Source organism: Microbacterium halotolerans, from assembly GCF_003569805.1.
GTDB classification, from domain to species: domain Bacteria; phylum Actinomycetota; class Actinomycetes; order Actinomycetales; family Microbacteriaceae; genus Microbacterium; species Microbacterium halotolerans.
Genome location: NZ_KZ984051.1, coordinates 1003140 through 1021478, shown reverse-complemented (window position 1 = coordinate 1021478; position 18339 = coordinate 1003140). Strand labels below are relative to the sequence as shown.

Here is an 18339-nt window from a genome sequence, read left to right as displayed (position 1 = left end):
CCCTATGGCAGGATGCTCTCACACGCACCGGTCGGCACCGGGTGTCGCGTCGCGGCCCGCTCTCGACGGCACCGCTGACCCGGGTGAGATGCAGCCCGCGAGATGCGCACTTCTGCGACAGAACAACGTTCAGAAGTGCGCATCTCGGCGAGAGTGGCGCATCTCGCAAGCCCGACGCGGGGTCAGACCGCGGATGAGCGACGGCGTGCGGCGACGAAGACGAACGCTCCGCCCGCGAGGAGCAGCATCACGGCGAGGGGGACGCCCACGATGAGGCCGCCCGTGACGGCCAGGGAGGCCGCCCTGGCGTGATACTCGTCGCTGTCACTCAGCGTGATCGTCGTCCGGTTGCCCTCCGCGTCGATGACCGCGGCGTCGGCCTCGACGGAGGCGACGTCGGCGTGGTCCTCGCCTGCGGCGAGCTCCACGACTCCGGTGCACGAGAACGCGTCGCCCGGCTGGAACGGACCGGCCCAGGTCGTCCCCGTGTCCGGACCGCCCAGCTCGGAGAAGTCGCAGGTCAGGCCGATCACGTCCGGGCCGGAGATCGTCTCATCCGAGACGCTGACGTTCGTCAGCGGCACGGCACCGATGTTGGTGACGATCATGGTGACCGGCTGCGCACCGGTCGTCTCCCCGTCGAGCCCGTACTGCACGGCGTCGTCCGCCGTGTCGGCGTCCACCGCCGGCGACCAGTCCCCCGGGGTTGCGCCGTCGGACGAGGGCCCGTCGACAGGGTTCGCCGGCGCGTCCGAACGCCCGTCGAACTTCACGATGTCGATGCCGGGCACGCCGACGACGAACGGATCCTCGTCGGTGAGCGGGTCGCCGGTGAGCGTCTCCGCTGTGACGGACACGGTGTCGGCGTGCCACGGGTCATCCGCGTTCACGGTGAGTTCGGCGGTGCAGCCGAACTCCACACCCGGATCCCATGTCGCCCCCGGATCGCCGAAGGAGGCCTCCCAGCGCACGATGCCGTCGGCGTCGGCAGAGACCGTTTCGCCGTCGGGGAAGGTGCACTGCAGGTTCGTCACGTTCGGTCCCGCATCCGTGACATCGCCGACCTCCACGCGGTGCAGCGGCACGACTCCGGTGTTGCGGACCGGCATCTCGATCGTACGGGTCTCACCGGCTGGCACGAACAGTGCGTCGTCGGTGGTATCGGCTTCCTCGCCCGACGCCTGGTCGCGCTTGGTGATGTCCACGCCGCTGTCCGTCGGCGTCTGCACGTGGAAGTCGTCCGTGTCCGACAGCGGGGTCGTGACCGTCTCGCCGTCCGGCAGCTCGACGACCGCATCTGCGTCGACCGTCGCCCGGTCGGCGTGCGTCTGCGGCGCCGACAGCTCGAGCATGCCCGTGCACCGGAACGAATCGCCCGGTTCGAATGGTCCTGCCCATTCGGTGCCGTCCGCCGGCCCGCCCAGCGGCGAGAAGTCGCACCGCACGTCGGTCATGTCAGGCCCGTCGAGCGTCTCATCGGAGACCACGACGTTCGTCAGTTCGACGGCACCGGTGTTGGTCACGATCATCCCCACCGGCTGTGCCCCGGTGGATCCGTCATCGCCGACCTCGTACCGTGCGGCGTCGAAGGCGGTGTCCGCATCGGCGTTCGCCTCCCAGTCGCCCGGAGTCGTACCGAGCGAGCTCGGTCCGTCGACGGGATCCGCAGGAGCATCCACGCCCTCTCGCGCATCGAACTTCACGATGTCGAGACCGGGGACCGGATGCTCCTCGGTCTCCTCCTCCGGCTCGATCGTCTCACCCGTCGGGTCCGTCGCCGACGACGTCAGCGCATTGACGAGCACCGTTCCCGGTTCGACGTCGTCGGTGAGCACGACGGTGTAGACGATCTCGACCCGCTCGCCGATGCCGAGCACGCCGTCCCACGCCAGCTGGCCATCGTCGACTGCCGCCTCCGGGGCGTCGGCGACCTCGGCTCCCGCGTCGTCGAAGACCGTCGCCTCCGGCCCGTCGAGCAGCTGCACGCCGTCGACGAGCACACCGCTCAGGTCGTCGCGGATCGCGACGGGGTCGAGCACGGCGGCTCCGGTGTTCTCTCCGGTCAGCGTGTACGTGATCTCGTCTCCCGCGACGACGGGCGTGCCGGATGCCGGATCGCTCGCCTTGGAATGCTCGTAGCCGGGAATCGGATGCGCGATCTCCACATCGGGCGGCGTGATCGGATCCTCGTCCCCTTCCGGAGTCGCCTCCGACGAGAGGTGGTTGACGAGCTCGCCGACCACGTCCTCGTTCACCGTGACCGTGTAGACGATCTCGACGTGCTCGCCGACGTCGAGCGCTCCGGTCCAGGTCAGCACGTCGTCGGCGATGTCGGCGGTCGACGTCGAGACGACCGAGCCGTCACCGGCGTACACCGTCGCCGCCACGTCGCCGCCCGGCAGCGCGGCGAAGGGCGCCACATCGCCGAGGTCGTCCGTGATGACCACGGGTTCGAGCCGCGCCCCGCCCGTGTTGGTCCCGGTCACGGTGTACGTGATCTCGTCGCCGGCGCGCACGGCGGTTCCCGCTTCCGGATCGCTGGTCTTGCTGTGCGTGTACCCGCCGATCGGGTGCTCGGTGACGACCTCCGGCGGCTCCGGCAGCTCGACGCCGTCGTCGGTCTCGGCGTTCGAGGTCATCGTGTTCCGCACGATCGCCCCTGGCTCGGTTTCCTCGGCGATCTCGACGGTGTACACGATCTCGACGCGCTCTCCCGGCTGCAGCGTCCCCGTCCATGCGAGGTCGGTGCCCGTGACGTCGGCGGTGCCGGTGGTGACCTCAGAGCCATCGCTCGCGAGCACGCGGTATGCGGCCTCGCCGACCAGGTCGGCGTGCGCGAGCACGTCGGTCAGGTCGTCGGCGATCGACACGTTCAGCTCGGTCGCGCCGGAGTTGTACCCGGTGACCGTGTACTCGATCTCGTCACCCGGAGAGACCACCGTGCCCGATACCGGGTTCGAGGTCTTCGAGTGCGCATACTCGGGTGTCGGGTGCTCGACGTGCTCCTCGTCCGGAGTGATCGGGTCGTCATCGGGAGGCGTCGCCGTCGAGGTCAACCCGTTTCGCAGCACCGTCGCACCTGGCACGTCCTGGTTCAGCGTGACCGTGTACACGATCTCGACGTACTGCCCGATGGCGAGTTCACCGGCCCAGCTCAACTCGGTGCCGTCGATCGCTGCAGCCGGCGCCGTGCCACCAGCCGGTGTCCCGTCGGTGTCGTACACCACGGCCGCAGGGCCGTCGGTGACCGTTCCGATCTCGGTCCCGTCGGCGTTCAGCACCTGCGTCAGGTCGTCGTTCATCACCACGTCGAGCGACGTGGCCCCGGTGTTCTCACCGGTCAGCGTGTAGGTGATCTCGTCTCCGCCGGTGACGGCTGTTCCGGATGCCGGATCGCTCGTCTTCGCATGCTCGAAGCCTGGCACCGGATGCTCGATGACCACGGGATCGGGCTCGAACGTATCGGGCCAGTCTCCCGGAGGCGGCGTCGCCACGGACGACATCCGGTTCTCGAAGATCGTGCCGGGGGCGACGTCGTCGTCCACGGTGACCGTGTAGACCACCTCGACGTGGCCGCCTGCCGGTACGGAACCGCTCCAGGTCAGATCCTGGCCGGAGAGATCCGCACCGGGCGTTCCGTCGACTGTCGAACCGTCCTCGCGATAGACGACGGCATCCGGACCAGTTGTGAGCTCGGCACCGGCGGCGAGCACACCGGTCATGTCATCGACGATGTCGACCTCGAGGGGGAGTTCGCCGGTGTTCGAGCCGGTGACCGTGTAGGTGATCGTGTCGCCGCCGGTGACCGAGGTCCCCCCTTCGGGGTCGCTCGTCTTGGCGTGCTCGTACCCGGGTTCCCGCTCGAGGATGAAGGCGGCGTCGATCGTGTGATCATCGGCGCCGGGAGCCCCCATCGTGATCAGTCCGGTCGTGCCCGTGTCGACCGAGGCGTCCGAGTCGATCGCGTCGTTGTCCAGCTGATCCTGATCCGTGAAGCTCAGACGGGCCCAATCCACCTCTCCGAGATCCGGACCGAGGTAGGCCGTCTCACCGTCCGCTGGCGGTGTGAACCTGACGTGGTAGTCGCCGTAGGGCGCGAGCGGAGTGTCGAGCGACGAGAAATAGTACTCGCCGTTCTCGTCCGTCGTCGTGGTCGCGAGCACCGTCGCACCGTCGTCGGCGAGCAGCTCGACCGTGACGTTCGGCAGCGGCACCTCATCCGGATCCTGCACACCGTCCTTGTCCTCGTCGAACCAGACCACGTTGCCGATCTGGATCGGGGCGGGGTCGGCGAGGATGGAGAGGTCACCGAGGCCGTTCCCCTTGCCGAAGGTCAAGGGGCCGTAAGAGAGCCGCTGACCACGGTCGAGACTGCCGCGGCCGTCCTGACGCCACATCCCGGTGCCGTCGTCGAGGTCGAGGTACTGCACTCCCTGCTGCCACGCGCCGTTTCCCGTGTCGATGGCGGTCATCACCACGTCGTTCTCGCGGAAGATCGGCGCCACGCTGCCGATGCCGGGCTCCTGGTGATGGTCTCCGAGGACGCTTTCTCCGACGAAGTATTCGCTGGTCAGCCCGTTCGCCGCACCTCCCGTGTACTCGGGAACGACGTTGCTGGGGCAGGCGCCTTCGCCCTCCCAGACATAGCTGCCGTCGATGAGGCACACCATGATGATGTCTCCGGCCGCCGCGCTGCCGTTGCCCTCGTGCTCTCCGTCGGGTGCGAGCCCGTCGTAGCCGATCTGGTCGCCGAAGCGGTCGCGGAAGCCGAGCAGCAGGGATCCGTCGCGGTCGAAGTCGATGTCGCTCAGCAGCGGCTGGGGGAAGGCGTGCACCCAGGCCGAGTAGTACTTGCTCTCGTCGTACTCGTCGTACCAGGGATTCCAGTGCGTGTTCACATCGACCACGCCCGGGTCGTTGACTCGCCCGCGCAGGAAGTCGAGGGTGTGGTCGAGCACCTTGGAGAACGTCGTGCCGTCGGCGGATTCGTACACCGAAGCCATCAGATCGCTGCGCTGCTGCGAGTCGAAGGCGTCGCAGATGCCGCCGACGTACACCTTGCCGTCCTGCACGCCGAGGCCCATGGGGTGCCATGCACCCCCGACACAGCCGGGATCGGGGATCGGCTCGTCGCTGGTGATGTCTCCGGTGGCCGCGTCGAGGCCGTAGAGCTTCTTGTCATTCATGTTCACGGCCCAGAGCGTCGAGCCGTCTTCGGAGAGCTCGATGTCACCGAGGCTCTCGCGTCCGGGAGCCGCGAAGAAGTCCGGGTCGCGGCGCAGGTCGTCGTCATCGTGCAACGTGCCCCCGGGATCCGGGAGCGTCGCGAACAGCGACGTCGTGCCGGCAACGCGATCGGTGACGTAGATCGCCCCGGATCCGCCGGGACCGTACGCCGTGTGCCGCTTGGCGTACGCGGAGGCGAACACCCGCTGGCCCTCGCGGTCGTATGCCGTCCCGTAGGTCGTGCCGGTGTCGCCCTGAGTGTTCAGCGTCGTCTTCGTCGGCGTGCGGTCGCGGTTGTCGAGGGAGTCGGCGCTCCACTCGATCAAGGAGTCCGTGGAGGTGGTGGTGTTCCTGTTCGCCTGGAACGGCAGCGCCAGATCGGGCTCCGGCTGCACGTAGTCGGACGGGTTCCACACGGCTGTGCGGTAGGTGACGTCGGTGCCGCCCGAGACGTCCACGAAACCGACGTGGGAACCGTAGTCGCCGCCGAGCGAGGCGAAGGCTGGTTCCAGGTAGTCGTAGGCGGCCGGGATCGTCACCTCCACTCGGTAGATGCCGTCCTCGAGAGAGGCATCCGGGGCGAGCACGAACAGACCGTCTGCTCCCGTCGTGCCCGACACCGAGTTGCCCGCGGGATCGGTGACCACGACGTCCATGCCCTGCTGCGGCACGTCCTGGGTCGGATCGGCAGCACCCGTCTCGGTGAACGTGCGCGACACGCTGACCGTAAGAGTGCCGTCGTCCGTCGCCGCGGATGCTGGTGCAGAGACGCCCAGCATCGACATCAGCAGGACCAGCGTCGACACGACGGCCGCACTGCCCGCGAGGCGCCTCGGATTCTTCGACACTGTCTTCGGCACTGCGGACCTCTTCCCTCGTGATCGGCTGACGGCATCGCGCAGGCGATAGGCCGTGTCCAGGATCAGTATTCTGAAAGGACGCTGAGTGGGGAAGAATACCGGTGCATTTGACCCCCGCATGGAGGTCAAATGCACCACAGCCGTCCGGAAGGACATGACATCTGCGGGGAGGCGACCAGAGATTCGCATGCCGCGCGCCTCGCTCGCGCTGTCGTCACTCCAGAGTGCTCTCCGGATCGCGACGCGCATCGCCGCTGCTGTAGCGCAGCTCCAGCAGCTCCCGGTCGCCGAAGCGTTCGTGCCGCGCGCTGGTGGCCCGCTCCGCCGTCACCGCGAGGTGCTCACCGGCGAGCGTGACCCACAGATCTCCACGCGCGGGAAGAACGGAGACGGCGAGGGCGCTGCCTCTTGTCGCGCCGGCGACGCCGCCGGCGATGACCGCCGCGATGTCCTGCGCCGTCGCATCATCCGGAGCGTCTCTGTCACCCAGACGAAGGTCGAGTCTCACTCCTGCCATACGGGCCTCGTACAGAAGCGGCATCATCTCCCCGCCGATGTGCGTCAGCTCAGGGCTCACCTGGATGAGCTGGCGCAGATACGCCTCCTCATCTCGGCATGCTTCCCTCACCCCGATGTCGACGGGATCACGGTGGCCCGCAGCCACGGCGTCGAGCAGCACGATCGCGTCTTCGAGTCCTGCTCGCAGCCAGCGCCGGTATGTCGATCGGGCGGCATCGTCGAGGTCCGCCGAGAGCCGAGAGGCGAACGCCCTGCGGCGCAGTTCCCATGAGGTCGAGAGCAGCCCGGCGACGAACTTCTGGAAGACGGCCCAGGCCGCGGTCAGCCCCAGCCCGACGACGCCCGCCAGCAGCACGATCTGAGCGGATGCCGCCGGCGCCTGCCAGACGGAGAGACCCAAGACGAGAGCACCCCACGCGACCGCGGCGGCGATCATCGTGCGGCGACCGGGGCGCTCGGCCAGCAGTGAGGTGGTGGGGGCCGTCGCCGCGAGCGCCTGCCAGTGCACGACGCCGTCGGTTCCGAAGCCCGTCGCCGCCGCCGAAAGCGCGAACACGACAAGGGTGCATGACACGAGCAGAACGAGCAGCGCGGTTCGGGAACGTCGGAGCGCCTTCAGATGAGGAGCCGCGCACGCCAGTGCCATCACCACGATCATGGGCAGGAGCGCTCCGTGATTGTTGATGCCTCCGAGCACCGTCAGCAGCACGCTCACTGCCGTGCATCCCACGGCCCAGAGGGCACCCGCTCGGCGAAGAAGCCGGCCGGTGGTGCGGCTCTGGTCGGTCTCTCCGTCGATCCTGCGTTCGGCTTCTGCGGGGAAGCACGGTGTGCTCAGCTCGACAGCTGTGCCGTCACCCGGTCGACTGGTCACGGTTGCGCGGATTCCTGCGGCCTTCGCTCGCGCACGGATCGATTCGTCGATTCCGCCACCTGTCGCATCCGACGCCTCGAACCCGACACCGCTGTCGCGGACCGTGACGACCAGCCGGTCGGCCTCCTCTTGGAAGCGGATATCGACGGTGTCCGCACCGGAGTGCTTCGCTGCGTTCGTCACAGCTTCGCGCACGCTGCCGACGACGGCGTCGATCGTCGCACGCGAGAGGCGGCGTTCTATGCGGCGCAGCGCACGATCATCTGCCCCGTGCCGACGGATCGGCAGGCGAGGCAGCTCGAACACGTCGCGCAGCGATGCAGCAGTCGGTTCCGCATCTGCACTCCTCAGCGCGCGCAGCCGAACGGCATCGCGAGCGCAGTGCTCCCGAATGACGCGGGCGTCTACGCGGCCCCCGGCGCCGCGCGCAATCGCACCCAGCGTGTTGATGGCTGTATCGTGCAGCACCCGCGCATCTTCGGCGAGCATGCTGCTGACGCGCTTGGCCACTTCCTCGCGGCGCTCTGCTTCTTCAGCATCCGCCGCCGCCGCGTCCGCAGCACGTGCGACTCTCAGCAGCACAGGCAGACCCGCGCGCACAGCCAGGATGATCGCGATCTGCGAAACGACCACCGCAGTCGGGAGCTGCGTTCCCCAGCTCGGGAGCACTGTCAGCAGCGATACCGAGACTCCGACCGCCGAGAGCGCCGTCATCGGCACGACCCACCAGCGCAGCACCAGCATGCCTCCGATGCAGCTGGCGAAGTTGATCTGCCAGCAGGCTGCGAACGACAGCGCGGACTCGATGTCGCCGCTGACGATGAAGCTCCAGGCGGCGAGCCCAACCATCCCGATCGGCACCATCACATCAGGCACGCGGCTGTCCATCGCCGCGAGCGCGATGACGGCGACCACCAGCTCCGCCGTCCAGAGCGAGTACGCCGTCGGCTCGGCGACCATCACGACCAGGAGCATGATGCTCTGCCATGCGGCAGCCGCGATAAGCGCGACACGGCGGATGGAGGCGACGAGCGAGTGAAGTGACGCGTCCGTGTCGGCGTCGATCACGCCGCCGACGGGACGCTGCTTCGACTGCGGAGGCTGGAAGACGGTGAGGGGATTCATGTTCAGTCGAATGGTCGCCGCGTGCATGGTGACGGATCCGGTCAGGCCGCCTCATCAACGTCGGCAGACGAGGCGCCCCGACTCTCCAGTCTGGGGCAGAAGAGCCGGGGCGCAACGTATATCGGCGCACGGACGCGAACCGGTCGCGGGTGCGACTGCCAGGCAACGACACGCTCACCGAGGCTCGATCTCCGTGCGGCGAACGTCGTACCCCGGTGCTCGGCTGTTGGGGGCCAGCAGAGTCGGTTCACAACGTACGCCTGCACACAGGTCGACATCGGCGATCATCGTGTCCGCACCGACGCTGTCCCACTGTCGACCTCGAACTCACGCTTGGAGAAGAAGTGCCGACTTCGAGCGGGCGCAACAGCAACCTAGCGATTGCTGCGGGAACGCGCCTTCTCTCTGCGCGAATTGACCCCATTTCGGGGGTCAACCGAGGAGCGCCGCGCACGACGGAGCCGCCGAGGTCGGCCGTCGGCTTTCCCCGCGACTCCGTCGTGCAGGAATCAGACCTGCTGGCGCCGCCGTGCGAAGAGGAGCGCCGCGCCGCCGAGCAGCAGGACGATGCCTGCGATGGCGGCCGTCGGCGAGAGCTCGCCACCGGTGACGGCGAGATCGTCGTCACCGGTTCCTGTGCCGTCGGTCCCATCGCCATCCGTCGACGAGTTCCCGTCGCCATCGGTCGAGCATGCCGCGGTGGTGAACTCGATCGGCTCGCTCTCAACACCGTCGACGACCGTCACCGTCGTGTACGTCGTCTCGCACTCGAGACCTGTCACCGTCCAGCTGCCGTCGTCGCTCACCTCGGACGTGGCGACCTGGTTGCCGTCTTCATCCTTGACGACGACCGTGCCGTCCGGGTCGGCCGTACCCGTCGCATCGTCCTCACCGGCAGTGATGTCCGTCGGCGCTTCCGGTGCGACGACGACGGGGCAGTCGGCGGTCGTGAACTCGATCGGTTCGCTGTCGACGCCGTCGACGGTCTGGATCACGGTGTACGTCGTACCGCACTGAAGGCCGTCTGTCGTCCACTCGCCGTCGGAGTCCGTCGTCGCCGTGGTGACGTCGTCGCCGTCGGAGTTGCGAACCGTGACCGTGGAATCCGGCGTGGCCGTTCCGGTCACCGTCGTCTCAGTGGTCTCGGTCACCTCAGGTGCCGTCGGGGTGACGACGGGCGCTTCGGGGTCGATGATCGAGTACTGCGAGGTATAGCCGTTCGCGTCGACTGTCTGCACTCGGATGAAGCCGTCCGTGTGGGCAGTCGACACGGAGACGGTCTGCCCGGGAGTCACATCCGAGATGGCGCCGAGGTACTCCTCAGCGTTGTCGTCAGCCGTCCAGTACACGTGCAGCGTGACGGGAGCCGTCGCGGCGTTGTTGCCGATGAGCGGATCGGGGTCGGTCGCCGTGAACGTGACAACATCCCCCGTGTAAGCGACGCTTTCCGCGCGGTAGGTCTGCACGGTGTTGTTGCTCACGGAGTCTCCCACGTTCCAGAAGAAGTGGTAGCCGTCGTGCTCGACGATCTCCTCGGTGCCTCCACGGGTCTGCTGGCCGAAGGTGTTGCCGGTGACGAGCAGCTTCCCCACACCGTTGTGCACGATCGGAGCCTGCGACCGGTCCTTGCCGCCGAAGCCGTCGACGGCGTTGCCTGAGATGGTCCAGCCGACCTCCGCGTCAGCGCTCGCTGCGCTGGCCGAGTTGTAAATCGCCCAGTGGTTGTCGACGTCCACGGGGAGCGTCGTGTCGTCGATGTCCTGCGTCAAGGTGTTGCCGCTGACGGTGTTGCCCGTTCCGGCGACGTCGATGCGGACGGCGGAACGGCTCACGCTGGCCTCGAGGTTGTCGATCGTGTTGTTCTCGATCGCGACACCGGTCGCCGAGACTCCTTCGACGCGGACCGTGTCGAGCGCCCAGATCCGGTCGAACGTATTGCTCTCCACCACGACGTTCGATGTGGTGCCGCGCAGGCCCAGCGCAGGAAACGAACCGTCCGATACGTTGGCGAACGAATTTCCGGAGAACGTCGCGTCCTCGACCGTGCCGCGGAACGTCGCCGAAGCCGCATACGAGATGTCGTTGTCCGTGAACGTCACGTTGCTCCAGTCGGCCGTGTTGTCCTCGACGACGCGGCCGATCGCGGCGCCTTCGTTCCCGCCGAAGGTGTTGCCGGAGATGATGGTGTTCGTCAGTGTCTGCCCGGCGCCCTCGAAGAAGAGGGCGGCGCTCGACGGCGACTGGATGGTCGAGTCCTGGATGGCCAGACCGGTGACGGCATTGTTCGGGTTGAAATAGAACCCGGGACTCGGCGCGCTCTCGCCCGGAGCGCCGAAGGTGCTGCCTGCCACAGTGAATCCGTCGATGATGGCATCATCCTCGAAGATGACGTGCGCGAAACCCTCCACGCCGCGGCTGTCCACCCCCGACACAGTGGTGTTCGTGACCGTAGCGGCGGTGTCCACCGCGATGCTCGACCAGTACCCGCTGTACAGATTCGAGTTGAGTATCGTCGTTCCGTCTGCGCCGTCGAGCAGCGCGACGCCGATCTCCATCTGGCTGGACGTCGGGTCCTCGATATTGATGCCGTCGAGCGTGACGTTGTCACCGGAGACGGCGACACCTGCCTCTGCAGGCAGCAGATTGTTCAGATTCGACAGGGTCACGTCATCCGATGCGACGTAGATGCCTGCCGTGTGAGAGCCGTCGACATCGGTGATGCCGTCGAGATTGGTGAAGTCCACGGAGACCGGGGCGATCGCATCGATCAGGAAGCGCGCGCCTGACTGCCCGATGTTGTCGGAGGTGTTCCCTGCTGCGTTGCCCACGCGATCGGTGTACATGCTGTTCACGCCCAGCCCCGACAGGGCCAGATCTCCGGTGCCGGCCAGTTCGGGCGCGAAGCGGATCGAGACGCCGTCGGCGTTCGTCGAGGCATTGGCGGCCTCGAGCGCCGCACGGAACGAGCCGGCGCCATCAAGGCCCAGGTTGGTGACCATGATCTCATCAGCCGCCGCGTTCGCCGCGGGGATGCCGACGAAGAGTGAGGCACCGACCAGCGACGCTGCAAGTGCACACGCACCTGCGCCGCGGAATGCAGACTGTCTCGTCCGATGCATAGGGCATTGTCCTTTCACAGAATGGAGTACCGCACTTCCGCGCGGGGCCCGCGCAGGCGCGGTCCACCGGTCAGTCTGGTATTCAACCGGCAGTGCCAGGCATCCCCCTGCGTCAGATGACCCCCTTGAAGGGGTCACGACGTCGCGAGACGCTCGGCTACACGCCGCGTCACCTTCGGCTCGGCAGGACGCACTGACCCCCGGAGGGAGGTCACGCACTCCCTGTTTCTGTTCCCACCGGCATTGCTCACATAGGTTCGTAGGAGCGGTGCCAGTCGCACCCGACTCCGCTGCCCGACAACTCGGCCGTCCGAATGCATGTCCCAGGCATACCCGTGGAGCTCCCGATACGCCGAAGAGGACTATGCGCAGGAAGATCGCGATCGTCGAGGATCATCTCCTGCAGCGTCGATACACCGAGGCGCTGCTGACCTCCCAATCGGATCTGAAGGTCGTCTTCAGCGGGGAGACCCTGCCAGAGTTCGTCGGCTGGTCACGCGACCGCCCTCCGGAGCGGCGCGCCGAACTGCTGATCCTCGATCTGATGGTGGACCACCGGCCCAGTGCCGACCCCGCAACCGTACGACGCATCACGGCATCGGGCATCCACGTCATCGTCTTCTCTGCACTCGCCTCGCCCCCGTTGGTGAGACGGATGCTCCGCTCGGGCGTCTCCGGCGTGATCGGCAAGCGCGACAGCGAGTCGGATATCCTCACGGCCGTGCGCACCGTGCTGTCGGGACGCCAGTCCATGTCGGCCGAGCTGGCATCGGTGATCGCTCAGGACCCGACAAGGCCGGTGCTGAGCGATCAGGAGGAGCGCGCCCTGGTGCTGTACGCCACGGGGCTCCCGCTCTATGCCGTAGCCGAGTCGATCGGCGTCAGACCCGACACGGCGAAGAAGTACCTGCAGCGCGTCAAGACGAAGTACACCAACGCCGGGCGCCCCGTCAGCTCACGCCTGGACCTGAGCAGAGCGGCAGCGGACGACGGCTATCTCGATCTTCCCGAAGCGCAGGGGCTCCGGGAAGAGCAGTAGCATTCACACACCGTTCACGTCGGACCCCGCACTCGCCCGTTGCTCGCGAGATGCGCACTTTTTCGACAGAACCACGTCAAAAGTGGCGCATCTCGGCGAAAGGTGCGCAGCTCGGCAGCCTGCGCGCGGGGTCAGGACGATGTAGAGGCACGGATGATCAACTCGGGAGTGAAGCGGATGTCGCGGGGCGGGTCGGGGCGGTCGGCGAGCAGCTGCATGGCGGTCTCGCCCATCAGGCGGGCGGGCTGCCGGATGGACGAGAACGGCACGACGGCGGATGAGGCGAAATCGATGTCGTCGTAGCCGACCAGGGCGATGTCGTCGGGCACCCGCATCGATCCGCCCATCACGATCGCCTGCAGTGCTCCGGTGGCGAGCAGGTCGTTGGCCGCGAAGACCGCGTCAGGCCGGTCCGCCGGCGGTCTGTCGACGATGTCCTGTGCGGCCGCGCGGCCCTCCAGCACCGTCAGCGCCGCGCACTCGATCACCTCGAGCGTCGCTCCCGGCACCTCGTCGACGGCTCGACGCGCCCCCTCGAGGCGATCGGCGACCTGGTGCAGACCCTGCGGCCCCGAGATGTAGGCGATGCGGCGCCGTGCCTGATCGAGCAGGTGCTTCACGGCGAGGTAACCGCCTCGCACGTCGTCGGTCGCGACGGAGGAGAGCCCCGATCCCGGCGCCGACCGGTCGACGAGCACCACAGGGGTGCCGCGTTCGCTGAGCCGGATGAGGTGGTCGACGTTCTCACCGACGGGCGAGACGAGCACGCCCCACACCCGCTGCTGCGCGAACAGGTCGAGGTACGCCGACTCACGCTCCTCCTGTTCGCCGCTGTTGCCCACGAGCACCGAGAGACCGTGTCGCGACGCCTCGTCCTCAGCACCGCGCGACAGCTCGGCATAGAACGGATTCGCGGCGTCGAGCACGACCAGTCCGACCGTGAGACTGCGCCCCGCGCGCAGCTGACGGGCGGCGTCGTTGCGCACATAGCCGAGCTCGGCCACAGCGGCGCGCACGCGCTCGACCGTGCCTTCGGCCACGACATCCGGCCTGTTCAGCACGTTCGACACCGTGCCGAGCGATACTCCGGCGTGCGCCGCGACGTCGCGGATGCTGACGGTCATCGCGCCCCTCTCACCTGTGCGTGCTGACAGCGTAACCCTGCGCGATGGCCCCGAACGCCGCATCGCCATGAGCGCACGAACGCGGCCCGCGCGTCGCTCGAACGCACGGCTCGCTGGCTGCACCGCGGCTGCGCCCTGTTGACGGATCGTCCGGATCATGAAACGATTCAACTCAGTAGAATCCACAGCGACGAGGGTCTCCAGGCCTGCCCGCCTCGTCGCGCCCCCCACGACTGTGAAAGGCACGGTGATCGTCATGAGCACGCTCTCCCCCGAACACCTCGCATCGCTCGAAGCGCAGGCCATCGAGCTGCCGAGCTGGGCCTTCGGCAATTCGGGCACCCGTTTCAAAGTGTTCGGCACGCCTGGCACCCCGCGCGACCCGTTCGAGAAGATCTCCGACGCGGCCCAGGTGCACCGACTGACCGGTCTCGCACCGGCCGTCGCGCTGCACATCCCGTGGGATATGGGCGATTTCGCCGACCTGCGCAAGCACGCGGAGGACGAGGGCGTGCAGCTCGGCACGGTCAACTCGAACACGTTCCAGGACGACGAGTACAAGTTCGGCGCGCTCACGCACGAAGACGTCTCGGTGCGCCGGAAGGCGATCGACCACCACCTCGCATGCATCGATGTGATGGACGCGACCGGGTCACGCGACCTGAAGATCTGGCTCGCCGAGGGTTCGAACTACCCGGGTCAGGCCGACATGCGCGGCCGCCAGGATCGCCTGCACGAGTCGCTGCAGGAGATCTACGCGCGCCTCGGCGACGATCAGCGCCTCGTGCTCGAGTACAAGTTCTTCGAGCCGGCATTCTACCACACCGACGTTCCCGACTGGGGCACCTCCTACGCGCAGGTCTCGGCGCTCGGCGAGAAGGCGATGGTCTGCCTCGACACGGGCCACCATGCGCCAGGCACGAACATCGAGTTCATCGTGATGCAGCTGCTGCGTCTCGGCAAGCTCGGCTCGTTCGACTTCAACAGCCGCTTCTACGCCGACGACGACCTCATCGTCGGCGCGGCCGACCCTTTCCAGCTGTTCCGTATCGTGTTCGAGGTCGTCCGCGGCGGCGGGCTGAACAACCCCGACGTGCAGTTCATGCTCGACCAGTGCCACAACGTCGAGAACAAGATCCTCGGCCAGATCCGCTCGGTGCTGAACGTGCAGGAGATGACCGCCCGCGCTCTGCTCGTCGACACCGAGAAGCTGCGCACCGCTCAGGTGGCCGGCGACGTGCTCGCCGCGAACCAGGTGTTCATGGACGCGTTCTACACCGACGTGCGTCCGCAGCTCGCCGAGTGGCGTGAGTGCCGGGGTCTGCCCGCCGACCCGATGCATGCGCACCTCGGCTCCGGCTACCAGGAGAAGATCGAGGCCGACCGCGTCGGCGGCCAGCAGGCCGGCTGGGGCGCCTGACCGACATCCGGAGGTGAAGGGCCCGCGGCTCCGACCGCGGCCCTTCATCGTCGCGCTTCGAGCGGGCAGCCGATAGGCGTATCCTCATCCACAGACACCGTCGTCACGAGCCAGGGGATGTTCCATGCAGACTTCCGTCCGACCGCTTCTTCGTCGCAAGGCATCCGCGTGACTGCGGAAGAGGGCGCCAGCGGACCCGTCTCTGTCTACATCGGCCCGGATGCCCGACAGACTCAGCCACCCGACTATCCGGGAACGAGCGTCGAGCTGATCGTCAGCGGTGCCACTGACGGCGCCGACATGTACGGCGGGATCGTCACGCTGGAACCCGGTGTGACGATCACGCTGCACTACCACTCGCAGTTCGAGTTCCAGTACGTCGTCAGCGGGTCAGGCGTCGCTCTCGACTCCCTCGGCGGCGAGACGCCGATCGCTCCGGGAGGCGCAGTGCTGAGCCCCGCACATGCCGACGGCGCCCACGGCTTCCGTGCGAACGAGAAGGAGCAGCTGAAGATCCTGTTCCTCTACCCGACGCCAGGCGGGCACCCGCCCGACCGATTCGAGGTCGGAGGCGGCTGAACACGCATCACTGTCATGCCGACCAGCGCACGTCCATCCGTCACGTGCTCTCGCCTGCGAGCCATTCGACCAACCGCGCCCACAGCGGCGCGTAGCCCGCCCATTCGACAGCTTCGGCCGGCATCCAGTGCGGCCCCATGTCGCTGGCGAAGGCGGCCGAGCGTCCTGCCCCCGCCTCGCCGACGACGAGGAGCGGATGGTCGCCGATATCAACGAGGACCCGCGACTCGTCACGCGGGGTGAGACGCTGGTAGCCGAGCAGGGCGGGCCATTCCCCCTCGACCTGCGCGAGCGCGGGATGGGCGTCGACGACGACGCGCGGCACAAGCCCTTGCGGTGCTTCCTCTCGGTCGTCGCCCGTCTCCATCTCCACCGGCAGCACATCGGCGATCGCGGTGCTGCGATAGTTGGCCTTCGCTTCGATGCCCTGAAACGTCAGATACCCACCGACCATGAGAATCCCGCCGCCCGACCGCACCCAGTCTGCGAGCACGTCAAGGCGGTTGGGTGCACGCTTGCCGCGCTCGAACACCTCTGGCGGGAGGAGGAGCGTATTCGCACCGATATCGCTGAGCACGACGACGTCATACTCGGCCAGCTCATCGGCGGTGCGAGGGAATCGGCTGGCCGCGTGGTGGTTAGGAAGGTAGGCCACCTCGTGTCTCGCGGCTTCGAGGGCGGCGATGAACGCACCACCGCCCTCGTCGTACCCCGACGTCGTGAAGCTGTCGAAGCCCTTCGTGTGCACTGTCGTCGTCGACCACGACTCACCGGCCAGCAGAACCTTTGCCATTGCTGTCTCCTTTGTCGCCGTTCAGAAAGCGAGCCCTCGAGGCTCCGGCCCCAGCACTGCCTCGCGCGGTTCGACGACGCGGAAGCCGTTGTCGCGGTACGCCGCGTAGTCGAATCGCTCGCACTCGTCGTAGCCGATCTGGTGGTACTCGCGGAACCCCTCCCATTCCTCGTATCCGTCACCGAGGGAATGCTCGAGGAAGGCATCGGCCATCGCCCGCCCGAGGCGGGGTGCGACGTAGAACGCCCCCATCGCGAGGACATTGCAGTTGTTCGCGGTCGCCGCCCGCAGTGCGCTCTGCACCGTCTCACAGACCGCTGCGTGCACGTGCGGGCACTTGCTCGCAGCGACGTGGATGCCCATGCCCGAGCCGCAGAATGCGAGAGCCTTCTCGTAGCGTCCCTCCGAGATCTGCGCGCCGATCAGGAAACCGACCCTGTGATACATGTCCGCCTCATCGAGGGTCGGCGTGAGGTCGTCGACCTGCCAGCCTCGTTCGATCAGGTGCGACTTCACTGCTTCCTTCAGCGAGAATCCCGCGAAGTCGGCACCGAGCACGACCCGCCGATCCTCTGAATCGCTCATGATGCACGTCCTCTCCACCGCAGCATTCTGGAGAGATTCCCTCGCCCGTCCCACTGATTGACCACGATCACGAGCAGCAGCACCCCGCCCCAGATGAGCGGTCGGTAGAAATTGCTCACATCGGGGAAGGTGTTCAACAGGGAGGAGAGCACCTGCAGCACGATGACCGCGAGCACGATGCCTGCCAGGCGCCCCGTGCCGCCGTTCGGATTGATGCCGCCGAGCACGACGATGAGAATGGCCAGCAGCGTGTACGTCGTGCCGTAGTCGGCCTTCGCCGAGTTGTAGTTGGCAAGCATCACGAGTCCGGCCGATGCGGCGAACAGACCGGACAGCATGTAGGTGCGCACGATCAGGCTTGTGCGCTTGAGCCCGCTCAGGGTCGCCGCGGTCTCATTCGACCCGAGCATGTAGAGCTTCGTGCCGAACGCCGTGCGGTTCATGAGGAACCAGATGAGCACGGCCCCGATCACGAAGATGACCAGCACCATCGGAACGTAGCCCGCGATCCGGCTGCCCATCACGTAGGCGTATTCGGGCGGCATGCCGGAGATCGGCTTCCCGTCGCTGAGCACGAGCCCGATGCCTGTGAACAGCTCGAATGTGCCGAGGGTGACCAGGATCGCGGGGATCCTCACCTTGGCGACGAGGAAGCCGTTCAGCGCCCCGGCCACCGCACCGAGCACGAGTGAGAAGGCGACCGCCGCGCCGAGTGCGAGGAACCCCGCGGACGATCCGGATCCTGCCGGAGCGATCTGGAGCATCAGCATGGCACTGGCGATCGCGGTCATGTTCGCCGTGCCGACGACGGAAAGGTCGATACCGCCGAGCACCATCGTCAGCATCACTCCGAGGGCGAGGAGCCCGAACTCCGGGAACTGCACGGCCATCGCCTGCCAGGTGACGATGGAGCTGAAGTTCTGCCATTTCACGACGGCGAAGAACACCAGGAGCAGGAGCAGCACGGCGGCGAGCCGCGCGACGTGCGCGTCTCGAAGCACGCCCTTCAGCACGCGAGGCGTGTGAGAGGTGGGAATCATGGTGGTGGTCACAACGGCTCCTCGCGATCGGCTGAC

General features: G+C 67.3%; 10 protein-coding genes. 3 read left to right on the top strand and 7 right to left on the bottom strand.

What is annotated here, in order from left to right:
• Positions 1-182: 182 nt before the first annotated feature.
• The 3 genes from DZG09_RS04590 to DZG09_RS04580 form a co-directional block, all read right to left on the bottom strand.
• Positions 183-6086, bottom strand: coding sequence for a DUF7927 domain-containing protein (locus DZG09_RS04590; RefSeq protein WP_162893155.1), 5904 nt, complete (start codon positions 6084-6086; stop codon positions 183-185).
• Positions 6087-6300: 214 nt separating this feature from the next.
• Entirely contained in the window at positions 6301-8604 is a 2304-nt protein-coding gene (locus DZG09_RS04585) for a sensor histidine kinase (protein ID WP_162893154.1), read from the bottom strand.
• Between the two features lie 509 nt (positions 8605-9113).
• Positions 9114-11723 (bottom strand): Ig-like domain-containing protein, encoded by a 2610-nt coding sequence (locus DZG09_RS04580; RefSeq protein ID WP_119696488.1) that lies wholly within the window; start codon positions 11721-11723, stop codon positions 9114-9116.
• Positions 11724-12087: 364 nt separating this feature from the next.
• On the opposite strand from DZG09_RS04580, the gene DZG09_RS16510 reads away from it, so the two are divergent.
• On the top strand, positions 12088-12762 hold the full coding sequence (locus DZG09_RS16510) for a response regulator transcription factor (RefSeq protein ID WP_162893153.1): 675 nt from the start codon (positions 12088-12090) through the stop codon (positions 12760-12762).
• Positions 12763-12893: 131 nt separating this feature from the next.
• Here DZG09_RS16510 and DZG09_RS04570 read toward each other — a convergent pair whose 3' ends face one another.
• A complete protein-coding gene (locus DZG09_RS04570; protein WP_162893152.1) occupies positions 12894-13886 on the bottom strand; it encodes a LacI family DNA-binding transcriptional regulator in 993 nt (330 codons plus the stop codon).
• A gap of 256 nt (positions 13887-14142) precedes the next feature.
• On the opposite strand from DZG09_RS04570, the gene rhaI reads away from it, so the two are divergent.
• Both rhaI and DZG09_RS04560 read left to right on the top strand, forming a co-directional pair.
• On the top strand, positions 14143-15306 hold the full coding sequence (gene rhaI / locus DZG09_RS04565; protein ID WP_119697390.1) for an L-rhamnose isomerase: 1164 nt from the start codon (positions 14143-14145) through the stop codon (positions 15304-15306).
• A 168-nt stretch (positions 15307-15474) separates the two neighbouring features.
• The gene (locus tag DZG09_RS04560) at positions 15475-15885 is read left to right on the top strand and encodes a cupin domain-containing protein (protein ID WP_162893151.1); all 411 of its coding nucleotides are present in this window, start codon (positions 15475-15477) and stop codon (positions 15883-15885) included.
• A gap of 40 nt (positions 15886-15925) precedes the next feature.
• On the opposite strand, the gene DZG09_RS04555 is transcribed toward DZG09_RS04560, so the two are convergent.
• From DZG09_RS04555 to DZG09_RS04545, 3 genes are read right to left on the bottom strand one after another with little or no spacing between them, the layout of a single operon-like run.
• Positions 15926-16678, bottom strand: coding sequence for a glutamine amidotransferase (locus DZG09_RS04555; RefSeq protein ID WP_119696486.1), 753 nt, complete (start codon positions 16676-16678; stop codon positions 15926-15928).
• Positions 16679-16699: 21 nt separating this feature from the next.
• Positions 16700-17263, bottom strand: a complete 564-nt coding sequence (locus tag DZG09_RS04550) for an RpiB/LacA/LacB family sugar-phosphate isomerase (protein ID WP_119696485.1) — start codon at positions 17261-17263, stop codon at positions 16700-16702.
• Positions 17260-18315, bottom strand: coding sequence for an ABC transporter permease (locus DZG09_RS04545; RefSeq protein ID WP_240423691.1), 1056 nt, complete (start codon positions 18313-18315; stop codon positions 17260-17262). Before DZG09_RS04545 ends, DZG09_RS04550 begins: the two co-directional genes overlap by 4 nt.
• Between the last annotated feature and the right edge of the window lie 24 nt (positions 18316-18339).

Excerpts from the sequence above, each read along its gene's own strand:
- DZG09_RS04585 (WP_162893154.1), bottom strand. The coding sequence starts at position 8,604 with ATGAATCCCCTCACCGTCTTCCAGCCTCCGCAGTCGAAGCAGCGTCCC.
- DZG09_RS04580 (WP_119696488.1), bottom strand. The coding sequence starts at position 11,723 with ATGCATCGGACGAGACAGTCTGCATTCCGCGGCGCAGGTGCGTGTGCA.
- DZG09_RS16510 (WP_162893153.1), top strand. The coding sequence starts at position 12,088 with ATGCGCAGGAAGATCGCGATCGTCGAGGATCATCTCCTGCAGCGTCGA.
- DZG09_RS04570 (WP_162893152.1), bottom strand. The coding sequence starts at position 13,886 with ATGACCGTCAGCATCCGCGACGTCGCGGCGCACGCCGGAGTATCGCTC.
- rhaI (WP_119697390.1), top strand. The coding sequence starts at position 14,143 with ATGAGCACGCTCTCCCCCGAACACCTCGCATCGCTCGAAGCGCAGGCC.
- DZG09_RS04555 (WP_119696486.1), bottom strand. The coding sequence starts at position 16,678 with ATGGCAAAGGTTCTGCTGGCCGGTGAGTCGTGGTCGACGACGACAGTG.
- DZG09_RS04550 (WP_119696485.1), bottom strand. The coding sequence starts at position 17,263 with ATGAGCGATTCAGAGGATCGGCGGGTCGTGCTCGGTGCCGACTTCGCG.